At 64.4% G+C, this 18673-nt stretch carries 16 protein-coding genes; 3 read left to right on the plus strand and 13 right to left on the minus strand.

Features of this window, described 5'->3' with window-relative positions:
• Nucleotides 1-33: 33 nt before the first annotated feature.
• The 13 genes from AX767_RS05060 to serA all read right to left on the minus strand — a co-directional run bounded on the left by AX767_RS05060 (nt 34) and on the right by serA (nt 15341).
• Nucleotides 34-792 (minus strand): endonuclease/exonuclease/phosphatase family protein, encoded by a 759-nt coding sequence (locus tag AX767_RS05060; RefSeq protein WP_068629203.1) that lies wholly within the window; start codon nt 790-792, stop codon nt 34-36.
• On the minus strand, nt 789-1256 hold the full coding sequence (nudB, locus tag AX767_RS05065; RefSeq protein ID WP_068629205.1) for a dihydroneopterin triphosphate diphosphatase: 468 nt from the start codon (nt 1254-1256) through the stop codon (nt 789-791). The genes AX767_RS05060 and nudB overlap by 4 nt, the downstream gene beginning before the upstream one ends.
• A gap of 11 nt (nt 1257-1267) precedes the next feature.
• Complete coding sequence (aspS, locus tag AX767_RS05070; RefSeq protein WP_068629207.1) at nt 1268-3070, minus strand: aspartate--tRNA ligase; 1803 nt, start codon at nt 3068-3070, stop codon at nt 1268-1270.
• 29 nt (nt 3071-3099) lie between these two features.
• Complete coding sequence (locus AX767_RS05075; protein ID WP_068629210.1) at nt 3100-3723, minus strand: DUF502 domain-containing protein; 624 nt, start codon at nt 3721-3723, stop codon at nt 3100-3102.
• Between the two features lie 7 nt (nt 3724-3730).
• The gene (locus AX767_RS05080; RefSeq protein ID WP_068629211.1) at nt 3731-4093 is read right to left on the minus strand and encodes an FmdB family zinc ribbon protein; all 363 of its coding nucleotides are present in this window, start codon (nt 4091-4093) and stop codon (nt 3731-3733) included.
• Between the two features lie 82 nt (nt 4094-4175).
• The gene (locus AX767_RS05085) at nt 4176-5624 is read right to left on the minus strand and encodes a sodium:solute symporter family protein (protein ID WP_068629213.1); all 1449 of its coding nucleotides are present in this window, start codon (nt 5622-5624) and stop codon (nt 4176-4178) included.
• Between the two features lie 12 nt (nt 5625-5636).
• The gene (ubiB, locus tag AX767_RS05090; protein ID WP_068629215.1) at nt 5637-7202 is read right to left on the minus strand and encodes a ubiquinone biosynthesis regulatory protein kinase UbiB; all 1566 of its coding nucleotides are present in this window, start codon (nt 7200-7202) and stop codon (nt 5637-5639) included.
• Nucleotides 7199-7771 (minus strand): hypothetical protein, encoded by a 573-nt coding sequence (locus AX767_RS05095; RefSeq protein WP_068629218.1) that lies wholly within the window; start codon nt 7769-7771, stop codon nt 7199-7201. The genes ubiB and AX767_RS05095 overlap by 4 nt, the downstream gene beginning before the upstream one ends.
• 48 nt (nt 7772-7819) lie before the next feature.
• The gene (locus AX767_RS05100; protein ID WP_068629220.1) at nt 7820-8863 is read right to left on the minus strand and encodes a Tim44 domain-containing protein; all 1044 of its coding nucleotides are present in this window, start codon (nt 8861-8863) and stop codon (nt 7820-7822) included.
• Nucleotides 8864-8897: 34 nt separating this feature from the next.
• A complete protein-coding gene (ubiE, locus tag AX767_RS05105) occupies nt 8898-9629 on the minus strand; it encodes a bifunctional demethylmenaquinone methyltransferase/2-methoxy-6-polyprenyl-1,4-benzoquinol methylase UbiE (protein ID WP_068629222.1) in 732 nt (243 codons plus the stop codon).
• A 64-nt stretch (nt 9630-9693) separates the two neighbouring features.
• Nucleotides 9694-10107, minus strand: coding sequence for a gamma-butyrobetaine hydroxylase-like domain-containing protein (locus tag AX767_RS05110; RefSeq protein ID WP_068629224.1), 414 nt, complete (start codon nt 10105-10107; stop codon nt 9694-9696).
• Between the two features lie 40 nt (nt 10108-10147).
• Complete coding sequence (locus tag AX767_RS05115; protein ID WP_068629226.1) at nt 10148-14026, minus strand: DUF3683 domain-containing protein; 3879 nt, start codon at nt 14024-14026, stop codon at nt 10148-10150.
• Between the two features lie 85 nt (nt 14027-14111).
• A complete protein-coding gene (gene serA, locus AX767_RS05120; RefSeq protein WP_068629228.1) occupies nt 14112-15341 on the minus strand; it encodes a phosphoglycerate dehydrogenase in 1230 nt (409 codons plus the stop codon).
• A gap of 176 nt (nt 15342-15517) precedes the next feature.
• Here serA and ugpB point away from each other — a divergent pair, with 176 nt between their 5' ends.
• The 3 genes from ugpB (at nt 15518) to ugpE (ending at nt 18670) form a co-directional block, all read left to right on the plus strand.
• On the plus strand, nt 15518-16828 hold the full coding sequence (gene ugpB / locus AX767_RS05125; protein ID WP_068629230.1) for a sn-glycerol-3-phosphate ABC transporter substrate-binding protein UgpB: 1311 nt from the start codon (nt 15518-15520) through the stop codon (nt 16826-16828).
• 107 nt (nt 16829-16935) lie between these two features.
• Nucleotides 16936-17817 (plus strand): sn-glycerol-3-phosphate ABC transporter permease UgpA, encoded by an 882-nt coding sequence (gene ugpA / locus AX767_RS05130; RefSeq protein WP_068629233.1) that lies wholly within the window; start codon nt 16936-16938, stop codon nt 17815-17817.
• 1 nt (nt 17818) lies between these two features.
• Nucleotides 17819-18670, plus strand: coding sequence for a sn-glycerol-3-phosphate ABC transporter permease UgpE (gene ugpE, locus AX767_RS05135; protein WP_068629235.1), 852 nt, complete (start codon nt 17819-17821; stop codon nt 18668-18670).
• Nucleotides 18671-18673: the final 3 nt, after the last annotated feature.

The raw sequence follows: 18673 nt of genomic DNA on the forward strand, positions 1-18673 counted from the left end.
GGCCTGAAATGCCCATGATTCGGGCTTACAACGCTATGAATTCGATAGCAAAAAATCGGTCACGAGCGGCAGGTGATCGGACATGCGCGACCAGATTGGACCGCGCGGCACCGTGCAGGACACCGGCGTCAGATGCCGACCGTAAATGAAGTCGAGTTGCGCGACCGGCAGCCGCGACGGATAGGTCAGCGTGCGCGGGCCCCGCAGGTCGCCCGAATCGCGCAGGCCGGCCGCGTTCATCGCGTAGCGCATGCGCGCGCCCCAATCGTTGAAGTCGCCCGCAACCACCACCGCTTCGCCCGGCGGGATTTCGCGCGCAATGAATGCATTGAGCAACGCCACCTGCCGCACGCGACTGCCTTTGATGAGGCCCAGGTGCACGACGATCGCGTGCACCGGCCGACCTTCAACCTCGATCACGACGTGCAGCAGGCCGCGCTGTTCGAAGCGGTGGTCCGAAATGTCTTGGTGGCCCTGCCGCAGCACGGGCCAGCGCGTCAAGAGCGCGTTGCCATGTTCGCCATGGCGTGTGACGGCATTGGTTTCATAAACCGCCGTGTAGCCCTCGGGGCACAGAAAGTCGGCCTGCGGCAATGCGGGCCAGCGCGTGAATTGCGCCGCAGCTTGCCGGTTCATCTTGCGCACTTCCTGCAGGCACACGATGTCGGCGTCGAGCTGCTCGATGGCGTGGCCGAGGTTGTGGATTTCGAGGCGTCGCGCCGGCCCGATGCCCTGCACACCCTTGTGGATGTTGTACGTTGCCACGCGGAGCGTGTGGGCGGGAGAATTCATTGCCGAAATTGTGGCAGCAAGAGAATAGCTTCGGCGTTGGACGGGGAAAAGCAGGCGTCGGCCGCCTCGCGGTAAGGCAACCATTTCCATTCGGTGTGCTCGCGCGGCGCGAGCGTCGGCGTCAACCGTTCAGGCACGCACAGGCCGAAGAGGTGCTCGGTGTTGCGCGTGACGCCCGGCGCATAGCGCGCGCGCCACTGCGGGTAGATCTCGTAGACGTTGCGCACCTGCCAGTCGACCAGATGCGGGGCCAGCACGCTGCCTTCGCTGCAATCGATGCCGGTTTCTTCAGCCACTTCGCGGGCGGCCGTCAGGGCGAACGGTTCGTCGGCCGCATCCTTGCTGCCGGTGACCGATTGCCAGAAGTCGACCGCATCGGCCCGCCGGATCAGCAGCACATCGAGCGCCGGCGTGTGGATGACGACCAGCACCGACTCCGGAATCTTCCAGGGCCGGGTGGTCATTGGCGCCTCGCTCAGGCGGCTTCGACGTTGCGCAGGCGGATGTGCAGTTCGCGCAGCTGCTTTTCGTCGACGGGGCTCGGCGCCAGCGTCAGCAAATCCTGCGCGCGTTGGGTCTTGGGGAAGGCGATCACGTCGCGGATCGACTCGGCGCCGGTCATGAGCATCACCAGGCGGTCGAGGCCGATCGCGATGCCGCCGTGCGGCGGTGCGCCGTACTGCAGCGCATCGAGCAAGAAGCCGAACTTGAGCTGCGCATCCTCGGCGCTGATCTTGAGTGCGCGGAACACCTTGCTCTGCACTTCTTCGCGGTGGATACGGACCGAGCCGCCCCCCATCTCGATGCCGTTCAGCACCATGTCGTAGGCCTTGGCGATGCACTTCTCCGGAGCCGTGTCCATCAGGTCTTCATGACCGTCCTTGGGCGCGGTGAACGGGTGGTGCACGGCGGACCAGCGCTGGCCTTCCTCGTCGAACTCGAACATCGGGAAGTCGACGACCCAAAGCGGCGCCCAGCGATCCTCGAACAAACCATTCTTTTTGCCAAAGGCGCTGTGGCCGATCTTCACGCGCAACGCGCCCATGGCGTCGTTGACGATCTTTTCCTTGTCGGCCCCGAAGAACAGGATGTCGCCGTTGCGGGCGCCCGTGCGCGCGATGATCTCGGCCAGCGTCGCGTCGTCGAGGTTCTTCACGATCGGGCTCTGCAGGCCTTCGCGGCCCGCAGCGGCGTCGTTGACCTTGATGTAGGCCAAGCCCTTGGCGCCGTAGATCTTGACGAATTCCTGGTACGCATCGATCTCGCCACGCGAGAGGCCGCCTTCGGCACCGCCGCCCGGCACGCGCAACGCGACGACGCGACCGTCCTGCATGAGTGCCGCGTTCGAGAACACCTTGAACTCGACCCGCTTCATCAGTTCGGTCAGTTCGGTGAACTCGAGCTTGACGCGCAGGTCGGGCTTGTCGGAGCCGTACCTGAACATGGCGTCGCCGTACGTCATGGTGGGGAACACCGGCAGGTCGATGCCCGCCGCGTTGCGGAACATGGTACGCACCATGCCTTCGAACATCTCACGGATTTCTTCTTCGGAAAGGAAGGAGGTCTCGATGTCGATCTGGGTGAATTCGGGCTGGCGGTCGGCGCGCAGGTCTTCGTCGCGGAAGCACTTGACGATCTGGTAGTAGCGGTCGTAGCCGGCCACCATCAGCAGTTGCTTGAAGAGCTGGGGCGACTGCGGCAACGCGAAGAAGCTGCCGTCGTGCACGCGGCTGGGCACGAGGTAGTCGCGCGCGCCTTCGGGCGTCGACTTGCCGAGCATCGGCGTCTCGATGTCGATGAAGCCATTGGCGTCGAGGAACTTGCGCGTTTCCATCGTGACCTTGTAGCGCAGCATCATGTTGCGCTGCATCGCAGGGCGGCGCAGGTCGAGCACGCGGTGCGTGAGGCGCGTGGTTTCGCTCAGGTTGTCGTCGTCGAGCAGGAACGGCGGCGTGACCGACGGGTTGAGCACCTTCAGTTCATGGCACAGCACCTCGATCTTGCCGCTCTTCAAGCCCTCGTTGACCGTGCCTGCAGGGCGCGCGCGCACCAGGCCCGTGACCTGCACGCAGAACTCGTTGCGCAGGCCTTCGGCGATGGCGAAGGTGGAGGCGCGGTCCGGATCGCAGACGATCTGCACATAGCCTTCGCGATCGCGAAGATCGATGAAGATCACGCCGCCGTGGTCGCGGCGACGGTTGACCCAACCGCAAAGGGTGACGGTTTGGCCCATCTGGGCTTCGGTCACGAGACCGCAATAGGAAGAACGCATGGCCATGATGATTTCCGGCGCCGCGAGGGCGCGATTTATTGCTTGATCGCGATCGTGGAAGGGCCGCCCGGAACGACCACCCCCATCGACACGATGTACTTGAGCGCGTCGTCCACGCTCATCTTCAGTTCGATGCAGTCGCTGCGCTTGAGCATCACGAAATAGCCGCCCGTCGGGTTCGGCGTGGTCGGCACATAGACACTCAGGAACTCGCCGCCACCCAGGTGGCGGAGCACTTCGCGGCCGGGTGCGCCGGTCACGAAAGCGATCGTCCAGACGTCTTCACGCGGCCACTGGATCAGCACTGCGGTCCGGAATGCGTTGCCGTTCTCGGAGAACAGCGTGTCGGAGACCTGTTTGACGCTCGAATAGATCGAGCGCACCACCGGGATGCGGCGCACCACGGCGTCGCCCCAACCGAGCAGCCGCTTGCCGACGAAATTGCTGGCGACCGCCCCCACCACCAGCAGGATGGCCAGCGTGAGCAGCACACCCAGGCCGCGCACCTTGTGGTCGAACAGCCACTTTTGCCAGTCTTCGGGCAGCAGCCACAGCGTCTGGTCGAGCGTACCGATGATCCAGTTGAGCACGCCCAGCGTGATCACCAGCGGCACGATCACCAGCAAGCCGGACAACAGCCATTTGCGCAGCGCGAACATGAACGTCTCAGTCGCTCTTGGAAGCAGGCGCCGGGGCGGCGGCCGGGGCGGCAGCGGGCGCGCTCGTGGGTGCGGGTGCCGAAGCAGGTGGAGCGGCCGGTGCGTCCGACTTGCCACTCGAAGCATCGGCAGGCTTGTCGCCCGCCGTACTTTCAGCGGGCTTGCTTTCGGCGGCTTTCTTGCCCCCGCCGTCGCGGAAGTCGGTCACGTACCAGCCCGAGCCCTTGAGCTGGAAACCGGCGGCCGTGACCTGCTTCTCGAACGTGCTTGCGCCGCAGTTCGGACACACCGTGAGCGGTGCGTCGGACATTTTTTGCAGAGCGTCCTTGGCAAAGCCGCAGGAACTGCACTTGTAGGCGTAGATGGGCATGGATAAGGGGAAGCAAAACGCGGCAGGGCGCCGCTTGCAAAGCTCTCGATTATAAGGGTCGGCCCGCGCCGGCACTCCCCTCTCAGACAGAGCCGGTCGCCAGGGGCCGATGCGGCGTGCGCACGTTGCCGACCCATTGCGGCGTCAGCGATCCGGCCAGCATCCCGGCCGCGGACGCCAGCACGCCCGCCAACTGCGCCGGGAATTCAGCGCCCCAAGGCATCGCCAAAAACAGCAGCCACACCCCGATGCCGCACACGATCGACGCCACAGCCCCTTGCGTGGTCGCCCGCTGCCAATACAAGCCGCTCACCAGCGGGACGAAAGCGCCCACCAGCGGCACCTGGTAGGCGCCCGACACCAGCTCGTAGATCGGCGTGCCCTGCATGCGGATCGCATAGGCGAGCACCGCCGCGCTGAACACCAGCACAGTGATGCGCATCGTCAGCAGGTTTTCGCGGTCGGTCCCGGCCGGGCGGAACTGCCGCCAGATGTTCTCGGTGAAGGTCACGCTGGGCGCCAGCAAAGTGGCCGATGCGGTCGATTTGATGGCCGACAGCAGCGCACCGAAAAACAGCACCTGAATCGCAAACGGCATCTTCTCCAGCACCAGCGTGGGCAGCACCTTTTGCGGATCGTCCTTGAGCAGCTGCGCGGTCTGCTCCGGCATGATCAGCAGCGCGCTCGCCACCAGAAACATCGGCACGAACGCGAACAGGATGTACGCGATGCCACCGATGACCGGGCCGCGCGTGGCGGCCTTGACGCTGTGGGCCGACATCACGCGCTGGAACACATCCTGCTGCGGGATCGAGCCCAGCATGATCGTGATCGCCGCGGCGAAGAAGAACACCATGTCCTTGAAGTTGGGCTCGGGCCAGAACTTGAAGAGGTCCTTGCTGACCGCGAAAGCCACCACCTTGTCGGCACCGCCAGCCATTTGTCCGGCGAAGACGGCGATCACCGTCAGGCCGACGACCAGGATGATCATCTGGATGAAGTCGGTCACGGCCACCGACCACATGCCGCCAAACAGCGTGTATGCCAGGATCGACACCACGCCGATCACCATGCCGACAGCGATGCTGATGGTGCCTGCCGACAGCACGTTGAACACCAGCCCCAACGCGGTGACCTGCGCCGACACCCAGCCCAGGTAGCTCAGCATGATGATGAGCGAACACGCCACCTCGACCACGCGACCATAGCGCTCGCGGTAGTAGTCGCTGATGGTCAACAGCGTCATGCGGTACAGCTTGCCAGCGAAAAAGAGCCCGACGAGGATCAGGCACGTGCCGGCGCCGAACGGGTCTTCGATCACGCCGTGCAACCCGCCCTCGATGAACTTGGCCGGGATGCCGAGCACGGTTTCCGAGCCGAACCAGGTCGCGAAAGTGGTGGTCACGATCATGAAGAGCGGCAGGTGCCGTCCGGCGATCGCGAAGTCGGTGGTGTTCTTCACCCGACGAGCAGCCACGAGGCCGATGGCGATGGTGATCAACAGATAGACGACGACCAGGGTTAGCAGCACAGGGGCTCTCCTCTAGAAAATCCTGACGCGCAGCAGCAGCTGCATGGCGAGCAGACCCAATACAAAACCCATGCCACCGTAGACGATCGCCTGGAGCAGCTTGTTGGTGCGCTTCTGCGCGGCCAGAAGTTCCAGCAGTTCGCGCCGGTGGTCCGCCGGGCGATTTTGCAGAAAGTCGTGCAACAGGCGGGGCAGTTGCGGCAACAACTTGGCATAGCGCGGCGCTTCGGCCTTCAGTTCTTCCAACAACTTGCGCGGGCCGATCTGGTCGGTCATCCACTTTTCGAGGAACGGCTTGGCGGTCGCCCAGAGATCGAGCTCGGGATCGAGCTGGCGCCCGAGCCCCTCGATGTTGAGCAGCGTCTTCTGCAGCAGCACCAATTGCGGCTGGATCTCGACGTGGAAGCGTCGCGAGGTCTGGAACAGGCGCATCAGCACCATGCCGAGCGAAATTTCTTTCAGCGGCCGGTCGAAGTACGGCTCGCACACGGTGCGGATCGCTGCTTCGAGCTCGTCGATGCGTGTGCCTTCGGGCACCCAGCCGCTCTCCAGATGCAGTTCGGCGACGCGCTTGTAGTCGCGCCGGAAGAACGCCACGAAGTTTTGCGCCAGGTATTCCTTGTCGGATTCGGTCAGCGTGCCGACGATGCCGAAATCCAGCGAGATGTAGCGCCCGAAGGTCTCGGGCTGCAGGCTCACCTGAATATTGCCCGGGTGCATGTCGGCGTGAAAGAAGCCGTCGCGGAACACCTGCGTGAAGAAGATCGTGACGCCGTCGGTCGCCAGCTTCGGGATGTCGACACCGGCCGCCTTGAGCTTGTCGAGCTGCGCGATCGGCACGCCGGTCATGCGCTCCATGACGATGACCTCCGGATGGCAGAAGTCCCAGTACATCTCGGGGATCAGCACCAGTTCGAGCTTGGCCATGTTGCGCCGGAGTTGCGCGGCGTTGGCGGCCTCGCGCACGAGGTCGAGCTCGTCATGGAGGTATTTGTCGAATTCGCCCACCACTTCGCGCGGCTTCAGGCGCTTGCCGTCGGGCGAAAGGCGCTCGACCCAGCCGGCCATCATCGCCATCAGCGCGAGGTCTTTCTCGATGACGCCGCGCATGTTGGGCCGCAGCACCTTGACCGCCACGTCGCGCAGCGTGCCATCGCGCAGCCGAACCTTGCCGAAATGCACCTGCGCGATCGAAGCACTGGCAATCGGCCTCTCGTCGAACTGCACGAAGATGTCGCTGACCGGGCGGCGAAACGCGCGTTCGATGGTGGCGACCGCGATCGACGAGGCGAACGGCGGCACGCGGTCCTGCAGGAACGCCAGTTCGTCGGCGATGTCGGGCGGCAGCAGGTCGCGCCGGGTCGAGAGCACCTGCCCGAACTTCACGAAGATGGGGCCGAGCCGCTCCAGCGCTTCACGCAAACGCTGCCCGCGCGGCGCATCGAGGTTGCGCCCGACCGACATGATCCGCGCCAGCACGCGCAGCCACGGCTTCTGGAAGCTCGTGAGCACGAGCTCGTCGAGACCGTACCGCAGGGCGATCCAGACGATGAAGACGCCGCGGTAGAAACGACTCATGCGGCGTCGCCCGCAGACCCGGATCCGGGGCCTTGCGGATCCGCAGCGGCGCGGCCACCGACGAACTTGCGCAACGCGTCCACCGCGCGGCGTGCACCGTTGCCAGCGGCATGGGCGGGCACGTCGCCGATCACGCGGGCGAGGTCGTCTTCGACGTCCCAGCGCACATGGTCGACCAGCCAGTTGACTTCGGCCGCCAGCTGGACGTCGCCGACGATCTGCACCGCAGGCTTGTCGCCACGCACCGTCGCGCGCACCAGGCCGAGCGGGGATTCTTCTGTGACGGTGAGCGTCAGGTCGGGCATCGCACCGTCGGGCGCCAGATCGAGCAGACCCGCCGGCGTGGCGACCAGAGCCATCGTGACGAAGCGCCACTGGAACTGCACCACCTTGCCCTGCTGGCGCAAGAGGCGCTGCTGGGCTTCGGGCTCCTGCTGGAGCACATGGTTGAGGAACAACACGGTTCGGTGCTGCACTTCGTGCACCGCCCAGGGCGGCGGCTGCAGGCGCGCGCCGAGCTTGTTGAACAGGTCGCCTAGAAAAGCAAATGGGGACGATGGTGTGGCCATGTCCCCATTATCCCGAATGCGCCCAGCCCGAGGGCTGCCGCGGGTCGTTTACTGCAGTGCTTGCACGCCAGCCACTACCCAGCCGCCCGCGCCGCTGGTCGGCTTGGTCATGTTCCACACCTCGCGGAACGGGCTCGGGCCGGCCGATGCGTCTTCGCGGATCATTCCGGAGAACTCGACGCTCGCCATGTAAGCGTCCGGCAATTCCTCGATGCCGAGCAGCTTGGCGTCCAGCATGACGACATCGGTCTTGTTCGAAATGCCGCCGGTGTGGCCTGCACGGTCCGCGAGCTGGCTCTGGATTTCGTCGACCATGCCGTCGGTCATCATGGAGCGCAGCAGGGTGACGTCGGCGCGGTCCCAGGCATCTTGCAAGGTCACGAAATTGCGCTTGGCGGCGCCAAGGAAGCCGTCGACGTCGAAGCCTGCCGGAATACCCCAGGACTGCGAACCGGCCAACGCCGAACCGATCATGCTGCCGCCAGCCGCCGCACCTGCCGCCGAGAGGCTGCTGCCGTGGCGGTCAAGCTCTGCACCGGGCTGCGCGGGCGTTGCGTCAAAGGCCGTGGACGAACGTTCCCAGGGTCGCGCCGACGCGTCGTTACCGACGTTGGCCGGGCTGTACTGGGCCGGCGCGCTCGCATTGCCGGCGTTGCCTGCACCTTCGAAGGCGAAGCCGCCCTGACGGCTGCCGTTGTTCGTGCCCCCTGAACGGCGGGCGGCGAACATGCGCCATGCCACGACCGCAGCCAGCACGAGGAGCCCGATCAGCAGGATGTTGCCGAAGGCGGCGCCGAGACCGAGCGAATGCGCGAGCCAGGCGAGACCGAGGCCCGCGGCCAGGCCGCCGAGCATCGCGCCCCACGGTCGCTTGGGTGCGGCCGCAGCAGCCGGTGCAGCAGCGCCCGGCTTGGCAGCCGCCGCGTTCTGCGGCGCCACTTGGTTGGGAGCAGCCGGCGGGGTGGCCTGGCGTTGCGTCACGTTGGGCGACTGGCGCCCGAACGAGCCGCCGCCGCCCATGCGCTTGGCCTCGGCAGAAACACCGCCCAGCAGCAACGCCACGGTGAGCAGGGAAACCATCAATTTCGACATACTGTCTCCTCTTTCAATCTTGTCAGTCCTACGTTCAACATTTGATTCCAACATGCAGGGCGACCACGCCACCCGTCATGTTGTGATAGTCCACATGTCCGAATCCGCCCTCTTTCATGAGGGTCTTGAGCTCGTCCTGGCCGGGGTGCATCCGGATGGATTCGGCCAGGTAGCGGTAGCTGGCGTCGTCGCCCGCGACCACCTTGCCCAGGCGCGGCAGCACCTTGAAGGAATACCAGTCGTAAGCTTTCGCGAGCGGCTTGGCCACCTTGGAAAACTCCAGCACGAGCAGCTTGCCGCGCGGCTTGAGCACGCGGTTCATTTCTTTGAGCGCAAGATCCTTGTGCGTCATGTTGCGCAGGCCGAAGGCCACGGTCACCACGTCGAAGTGGTTGTCCGGAAAGGGCAGCTTCTCGGCGTCGCAGACCATCGTCGGCAGCGAGACGCCGGCGTCCAGCAGCCGGTCGCGCCCGGTGCGCAGCATCGCTTCGTTGATGTCGGTGTGCACCACCTCGCCGGTCGCGCCGACCTTCTTGGCGAAGGCCAGTGCCAGGTCGCCGGTGCCGCCCGCGATGTCCAGCACCTTCGAACCTTCGCCGACATTGGCGACCATGACGGTGTACGCCTTCCAGGCACGGTGCAACCCCATCGACATGAGGTCGTTCATGAGGTCGTAACGGGTAGCGACCGAATCGAAGACGCCGCGCACGCGTTGCGCCTTGTCTTTTTCGTCGACCGATTCGAAGCCGAAGTGGGTGGTGCTCATGCGCCCGATGTTAGGGCGTAAGCACCGGCGTCAAGAGGGTGACCCCGCCGAACAGCGGGCTTTCTCAGTGCGAGGCGCAGCCATGTCCGCCGCCGAGCGGCATCGGCGCATCGCGATCGATGCCGGCTTCGGCGAGCCGCGTCGCATACGCGGCCCAGAGTTCGGCCTCCTTTGACCCCAGCTCGTACAGCAGATCCCACGAATAGATGCCGCTTTCGTGCCCGTCGCTGAACACCGGCTTCACGGCATAGTTGCCGACCGGTTCGAGCTCGACGAGGCTGACGTTCCGCTTGCCTGTCTGCAGCACTTCCTGACCCGGGCCATGGCCCTGCACTTCCGCGGAGGGCGAGTAGATGCGCAAAAGCTCGAACGGAATGCGGAAGTTCGCGCCATCCGAAAATCCGACTTCCAGCACGCGCGAGGCGCCATGCACGGTGATCGAACGCGGCGTTGGTGCGCCAGCTTGCAAGCCTGCCATCAAATGCTCCTCACGCCGCAGCGCTCAACGCGGCCGGCCATCACACCAGCACCCGCTCGATGCCGCCGCTGTTGGCCGCGGCGACGTACTCGGGCAACCACTTTTCGCCGAGGATCTGGTTGGCCATTTCGACCACGATGTAGTCGGCTTCGAGCAGGCCGTTGTTCAAATCGTTGCCGTAGCGGGAGAGACCCTGCAGGCAGCTCGGACAGCTGGTGAGGATCTTCACGTTGCCCTTCGCCTCGACCTTGCCGCTCTCGCGCAGCTGCGCTTCGCCCTTTTTCAGCTCTTCTTCCTTGCGAAATCGGATCTGCGTCGAGATGTCGGGCCGCGTAACGCCCAGCGTGCCCGATTCGCCGCAGCAGCGGTCGTTCTTGAGCACGTTGTCGCCGACCAGCGCCTTCACCGTCTTCATCGGGTCCTGCAGCTTCATGGGGCTGTGGCAGGGGTCGTGGTACAGGTAGCCACCACCGCTGGCCGCGCCCAGCGTGATGCCCTTCTCCAGCAAATATTCGTGGATGTCGATGATCCGGCAACCCGGGAAGATCTTGTCGAACTGGTAACCCTGCAACTGGTCGTAGCAGGTGCCGCAGCTCACCACCACGGTCTTGATGTCGAGGTAGTTGAGGGTGTTGGCGACACGGTGGAAGAGCACGCGGTTGTCGGTGATCATCTTCTCGGCCTTGTCGAACTGGCCGCTGCCGCGCTGGGGGTAGCCGCAGCACAGATAGCCGGGCGGCAGCACCGTCTGCACGCCGGCGTGCCACAACATCGCCTGCGTGGCCAGGCCGACCTGCGAGAACAGGCGCTCCGAGCCGCAGCCGGGGAAGTAGAAGACGGCCTCGGTTTCGGCCGTGGTCGCCTTCGGGTTGCGGATGATCGGCACGTAGTCGGCATCTTCGATGTCGAGCAGCGCGCGTGCCGTCTGCTTGGGCAGACCGCCGGGCATCTTCTTGTTGATGAAGTGAACGATCTGTTCCTTGATCGGCGCCGCACCCAGCGTGGCCGGCGGCGCTGCCGTCTGCTTGCGCGCGACCCGACGCAAAAGATCGTTGGCCAGTCGCTGCGCCTTGAAGCCGATGCCGACCATGCCGACGCGCATCGCCTTGATGGTCTGCGGGTTGGTGGCGTTCAAGAACAGCATCGCGACCGCGTTGCCGGGCCGGAACGACTTCTGCCCCATCTTGCGCAACAGGTTGCGCATGTTCATCGACACGTCGCCGAAGTCGATCTTCACCGGGCAGGGCGACAGGCACTTGTGGCACACCGTGCAGTGGTCGGCCACGTCCTCGAACTCTTCCCAATGCTTGATGCTGACGCCGCGGCGCGTCTGCTCCTCGTACAAAAAGGCCTCGACCAGCAGCGAGGTCGCCAGGATCTTGTTGCGCGGGCTGTAGAGCAGGTTGGCACGCGGCACGTGCGTTGCGCACACCGGCTTGCACTTGCCGCAGCGCAGGCAGTCCTTGACCGAATCGGCGATGGCGCCGATGTCGCTCTGCTGCATGATCAGCGACTCGTGGCCCATGAGGCCGAAGCTCGGCGTGTAGGCGTTGGTCAGATCGGCATGCAGACCGTGTGACGCCGGCGTATCTGCACGCAGCAGCTTGCCCTTGTTGAAGCGCCCTTCCGGGTCAACGCGCTGCTTGTAATCGGTGAAAGGCTGCAGCTCGGCATCCGTCAGGAATTCCAGCTTGGTGATGCCGATGCCGTGCTCGCCGGAGATCACGCCGTCCAGGCTGCGCGCCAGCGCCATGATGCGCACCACGGCGGCATGCGCGGTCTGCAGCATCTCGTAGTTGTCGCTGTTGACCGGCAGGTTGGTGTGCACGTTGCCGTCGCCCGCGTGCATGTGCAGCGCGACCCACACGCGGCCCTTGAGCACGCGCTGGTGGATGGCATTGCATTCGGCGAGGATCGGCACGAACTCGTCGCCGGTGAAAATCTTGGCGAGCGGCGCCTTCAGCTCGGTCTTCCAGCTCGCGCGCAGCGAATGGTCCTGCAGTTGCGGGAACAGCGCATCGATGTCGCCGAGCCAGCTCAGCCAGCGCGCGCGAACCTGACGCACCAGCGCGATCGCCTGCTGCACCCTGCTCTCGAGCAGTTCTGCGCTCGGGATGTCGTTGGCGTCGTCGGTCTTGCCCAACGGCAGGTTGCCGCGCGCAAGGAACGCTTCGAGCGCATCGGCGAGCGCCGCCTTGTTCTGCAGCGACAGCTCGATGTTGATGCGCTCGATGCCGTCGGTGTACTCGGCCATGCGCGGCAGCGGGATCACCACGTCTTCGTTGATCTTGAAGGCGTTGGTGTGGCGGCTGATGGCGGCCGTGCGCTTGCGGTCCAGCCAGAATTTCTTGCGCGCCTCGGGGCTGATGGCGATGAAGCCTTCGCCACTGCGCGAGTTCGCGATGCGCACCACTTCCGACGTCGCACGGGCCACGTCGTCGGCATCGTCGCCCGCGATGTCGCCGAACAGCACCATCTTCGGCAGGCCACCGTGCTTCTTCGATTTGGTCGCGTAACCGACCGCCTTCAGGTAGCGATCGTCGAGGTGTTCGAGGCCCGCCAGCAACACGCCCGAGCGCTTTTGCTCGGCGAACATGAAGTCCTTGATCTCGACGATGCTGGGCACCGCGTCCTTCGCGTTGCCGAAGAACTCGAGGCACACGGTGCGCGTGTGTGCCGGCATCTTGTGCACCACCCAGCGACAACTGGTGATGAGGCCGTCGCAGCCCTCTTTCTGGATGCCAGGGAGGCCCGACAGGAACTTGTCGGTCACGTCCTTGCCGAGGCCTTCCTTGCGAAAGGTCTTGCCTTCGATGTCGAGGCGCTCGGTGCGCAGATGCGTCTTGCCGTCCGCCGCGAAATAGTTCAGTTCGAACACCGCGCGCTCGGCGTCGTGGATCTTGCCGAGGTTGTGGCCGATGCGCGTGACCTCGAGCCATTCGGCCTGCGGCGTCACCATCCGCCACGACGCGAGGTTGTCGAGCGCGGTGCCCCACAGCACGGCCTTCTTGCCGCCCGCGTTCATCGCGACGTTGCCGCCGACGCACGACGCTTCGGCCGAGGTCGGGTCGACCGCGAACACGTAGCCGCCGCGCTCGGCCGCATCGGCCACGCGCTGCGTCACCACGCCGGCCTCGGTCCAGATCGTCGGCACCGGTGCGTCGAGCCCCGGCAGCGCGCGCATCTCGACCTCGGTCATTGCTTCCAGCTTTTCGGTGTTGATCACCACGCTGTCCCAGGTCAGGGGAATCGCGCCGCCCGTGTAGCCGGTGCCGCCGCCGCGCGGAATGATGGTCAAGCCGAGTTCGATGCAGCCCTTGACCAGGCCGGCCATCTCGGTTTCGGTGTCGGGGCACAGCACGACGAACGGGTATTCCACCCGCCAGTCGGTCGCGTCGGTCACGTGCGACACGCGCGACAGGCCGTCGAACTTGATGTTGTCCTTGGCCGTCAACCGGCCGAGGACACGAGTGGCTTTGCGGCGCAGCGCAGCGACGTCGCGGAACATCGTGTCGAAGCCGGCGATGGCCCGGGACACCAGCGCCGCGAGCTCGCCCACCAGCACATCGCGCTCGGCATCGACATCGGGCGTGCGGCGCTTGCCGACCTCGGTCAGCCGGTGGTTCAGCGCATCGACCAACTGGCCGCGACGGCGCGGGTTGTCGAGCAGGTCGTCGACGAGATAGGGGTTGCGCTGGACCACCCAGATGTCGCCCAGCACCTCGTAGAGCATGCGGGCGGAGCGCCCGGTGCGGCGCTCGCCGCGGAGCACCTGCAGCAGTTCCCAGCCGCGCTCGCCCAGGAGGCGAATCGCGATTTCTCGATCGGAAAAGCTGGTGTAGTTGTAGGGGATCTCGCGAAGTCGCGCGGGCTCTTCGGCCTGCGACAACAACGCGGTCAACGCGGTCGGAGCATTCATCGGGAAGTGGGGCCTCGGTCGGGCGCTGCGCACCCTCTTGCCGGGGTGGCGATTTTAGGTCAGGCCCCGAATCCGCGCCCGGCGCTCAGAACAACACCCGACTCCGGATCGTCCCCGGCACCAGCGCCAGCTTTTCCAGCGCCAGATCGGACGACGCTGCGTCGATGTCCATCACCACGTAACCGACCTTCTCGTTCGTCTGCAGGAACTGCGAGGAAATGTTGATGTGGTTGTCCGCGAAGATCTGGTTGATCTGCGACAACACGCCCGGCACGTTGTGATGGATATGGAGTAAACGGTGCTTGCCCGGGTGCGCCGGCAGCGCGACCTCGGGAAAGTTGACCGACGAGGTCGAGGTGCCGTTGTCGCTGTACTTCACCAGCTTTTCCGCCACCTCGCCGCCGATGTTGGCCTGCGCCTCCATCGTCGAGCCGCCCACGTGCGGCGTGAGGATCACGTTGTCCAGCCCGCGCAACGGCGACTGGAATTCTTCATTGTTGCTGCCGGGCTCGACCGGGAACACGTCGATGGCAGCGCCCCAAAGCTTGCCGCCCTTCACGGCGTCGGCGAGTGCATCGATATCGACCACCGTGCCGCGCGCCGCGTTGATCAGGATGCCGCCCTGCTTCATCGCCGCGATCTCGGCCGGACCGATCATCCACTGCGTCGACGGCAGCTCGGGCACGTGCAGGCTCACGATGTCGCTCTGCGCCAGCAGGTCGTGCAGCTGCGGCACCTGCCGCGCGTTGCCCAGCGGCAGCTTGCTGACCACGTCGTAGAACGCCACGTGCATGCCGAGCCCTTCGGCCAGCACCGACAACTGCGTGCCGATGGAGCCGTAGCCGACGATGCCGAGCGTCTTGCCGCGAATTTCGTGGGAGTTGGCCGCGGACTTCATCCAGCCGCCGCGGTGCACCAGCGCGTTCTTGGCCGGGATGCCGCGCAACAGCAGGATCGCCTCGGCCAGCACCAGTTCGGCCACCGAGCGCGTGTTGGAATACGGCGCGTTGAACACGGCCACACCGCGCTCGCGCGCCGCGTTCAGGTCGACCTGGTTGGTGCCGATGCAAAAACAGCCGACGGCGACCAGCTTGGGCGCGGCCGACAGCACGTCGGCGGTCAGCTTGCTCTGCGACCGGATGCCCAGGAAATGAACATCGGCCAGCTTGGCCTTCAGTTCTTCGCCCTGTAGCGCCGTGGTCATGGTTTCAATCTGCGTGTAGCCCGCTCCCCGGATGGTCTCCAGCGCCGACGGGTGGATGTTTTCCAGCAACAGGAACTTGATCTTGCTTTTGTCCAGAGAGGTCTTCGTCATGCGGGGAAGGCTAGCATGGTGCACCGCAGCAAGCGGACGCCGCGCACCAAGGTCGGGCACCCAAAAGGGTTTCCCCGGTTGGTCGCCGCGGTGACTCCGTGCGACAAGGGAAGACGCAGAACCGTCATGCAAATGACCTAGCATCCGCCCTTTTGTTTTCCCCTTCAGGAGTCTTCATGCGATTCAAAACGCTCGCCATGGCCTCGGCGCTGGCCGCCACGCTGTGCACCACGGCGCAGGCCCAAACCGAAATCCAGTGGTGGCATTCGATGACCGCCGTCAACGGCGAATGGGTCAACGACCTGGCCAGGCAGTTCAACGAAAGCCAGAAGGAATACAAGGTCGTGCCGACGTTCAAGGGCACCTATGACGAATCGATGACTGCATCGATCGCTGCTTTTCGCGCCGGCAACGCGCCGAACATCTTGCAGGTGTTCGAAGTCGGCACTGCCACCATGATGGCGAGCAAGAATGCAATCGTTCCGGTCGGCAAGGTAATGAAGGACGCCAGTGAAAAGTTCGACCCGGCTGCCTACATCCCGGCGGTGGCGGGGTATTACACGGCGCCAAACGGCCAGATGTTGAGCTTCCCGTTCAACAGCTCCACCACCGTTTTCTACATCAACAAGGACGCCTTCAAGGCGGCGGGCATCCCGACCGACAAGCTGCCCGCGACCTGGCCCGAAGTGACTGCGGCCGCCGCCAAGCTCAAGGCCGCCGGCCACAAGTGCCCCTTCACGACCGCCTGGCAGGGTTGGACCCAACTTGAGAGCTTCTCGGCGTGGCACAACGTCGAGTTCGCGACCAAGAGCAACGGCCTGGCCGGCCTCGACGCGCGCATGAAGATCAACTCGCCGCTGCATGTTCGTCACATCGAAAACCTGGCCAACATGGCCAAGCAGGGCCTCTTCATCTACAAGGGCCGCGGCAACGTGCCCGAAGCGAGCTTCGTGTCGGGCGAGTGCGCCATGATCAACACGTCGTCGGGCTTCTACGGCAACGTGGCCAAGAATGCCAAGTTCGCATACGCCGTTGCCCCGCTGCCGTATTACCCGGACGTGCCGGGCGCGCCGCAGAACACCGTGATCGGCGGCGCCAGCCTCTGGGTCATGGCCGGCAAGAAGCCCGAGGAATACAAGGGCGTGGCCAAGTTCTTCACCTTCATCTCCAGCCCTGAAGTCCAGTCGGCCAGCCACAAACGCACGGGCTACCTGCCCGTGACCCTGGCCGCGTACAAGCTGACCGAGGACTCCGGCTTCTACAAGCAGAACCCCGGCACCGACGTCGCCGTGACGCAGATGATCCGCAAGGTCACCGACAAGAGCCGCGGTATTCGCCTGGGCAACTACGTGCAGATTCGCGCGATCGAGGACGAAGAGCTGGAGAACGTGTGGAACGGCAAGAAGACTGCGAAGGAAGCGCTGGACGAGATCGTCAAGCGCGGGAACGAGCAGCTCGAACGCTTCCAGAAGGCCAACAAAGGCTGATCGCCAGACGATCGGCGCACCGGGCCTTCGTGTCCGGCTAATATCCGCCCCGCCCGCTTGCCCTCCTGACGAGGGTGGCCGGGCGGGATTTTTCTTATAAGGGACACATGGAAAAACGCGTCGTATTCAAATCGAGCTGGCTGCCCTGGCTCCTGATCGTTCCGCAGATGACGGTGATCCTCGTGTTTTTCTTCTGGCCGGCCGCGCAGGCCATCCTGCAGTCGCTGCAGCAGCAGGACGCGTTCGGCACCTCGGTGGAATTCGTGGGACTCGACAATTTCAGGCAGCTGATCGACGATCCGTCCTACCTGGATTCGTTCAAGACCACCGCGCTGTTCTCGGTGCTGGTCGCGGTCATCGGCATCAGCCTGTCGTTGATGCTGGCGGTGTTCGCGGACCGCATCCTGACCGGTGGCATGTTCTACAAGACCATGCTGATCCTGCCCTATGCCGTGGCGCCGGCCGTGGCCGCCGTGCTCTGGGTCTTCATGTTCTCGCCGTCGCTCGGCGTGGTCTCGTATGCACTCGGCAAGTTCGGCGTCGACTGGAACCACCTGCTCAATTCGACGCACGCCATGACGCTGATCGTGATGGCGGCGGTGTGGAAACAGATCTCCTACAACTTCCTGTTCTTCCTCGCGGGTCTGCAGTCGATTCCCAAGTCACTGATCGAAGCGGCCGCCATCGACGGTGCCAAGCCCTGGCGCCGCTTCTGGACGGTGCAGTTTCCGCTGCTCACGCCCACCACGTTCTTCCTGCTGGTGATCAATGTCGTCTACGCGTTTTTCGATACCTTCGCGATCGTCGACGCCGCCACACAGGGCGGACCTGGCAGGGACACCACCATCCTGGTCTACAAGGTCTACCACGACGGCTTCAAGGCCATGGACCTGGGCGGCTCTGCGGCGCAATCCGTGGTGTTGATGCTCATCGTGGTGCTGCTGACCGTGGTGCAGTTCCGCTACGTCGAAAAGAAAGTGAACTATTGACATGGTCGAAAAACGCGGAACCCATGGGATTCTGGCGCACGTGGTGATGGTGCTCGGCGTCTTCGTCGTCGCTTTCCCACTCTATCTCGCCTTCGTAGCGTCCACCCACACGGCGCAGGAAATCGTCCAGGCCCCCATGCCGCTGCTGCCCGGCAGCAACTTCTGGGCGAGCTACAAGGCTGCCTTGTTCGGCAGCGAGAACGCCGTCGGCTCCAATGCACCGGTCGCCCACATGATGTGGGTGAGCTTCGTGACCGCCATGGTCATCGCCATCGGCAAGATCTCGATCTCGCTCTTATCGGCCTTCGCGATCGTGTACTTCAAGTTTCCGTTTCGCAAGACGGTGTTCTGGATGATCTTCGTCACGCTGATGCTCCCCGTGGAGGTGCGCATCCTGCCCACCTACAAGGTGCTGTCGGATCTGAACATGCTCAACACCTACGCGGGCCTCACGATCCCGCTGATCGCGTCGGCCACCGCGACGTTCCTGTTTCGGCAGTTCTTCATGACGGTGCCGGACGAACTGACCGAAGCCTCGCGCATGGACGGCGCGAGCCCCATGCGCTTCTTCATCGACGTGCTGCTGCCGCTCTCGAAGACCTCGATCGCGGCGCTCTTCGTGATCCAGTTCATCTACGGATGGAATCAGTATCTTTGGCCTTTGCTCGCAACCACCAACGAAGACATGTACCCCGTGGTGATCGGCATCAAACGGATGATGGCCGGCGGCGACGGCCAACAGGAATGGAACGTCATCATGGCCACAGCGATCCTGGCGATGCTGCCGCCCGCACTGGTCGTGGTGCTGATGCAAAAATGGTTCGTCAAGGGCCTGGTTGATACAGAGAAATAAAAA

Source organism: Variovorax sp. PAMC 28711, assembly GCF_001577265.1.
Classification (GTDB): Bacteria; Pseudomonadota; Gammaproteobacteria; order Burkholderiales; family Burkholderiaceae_C; genus Variovorax.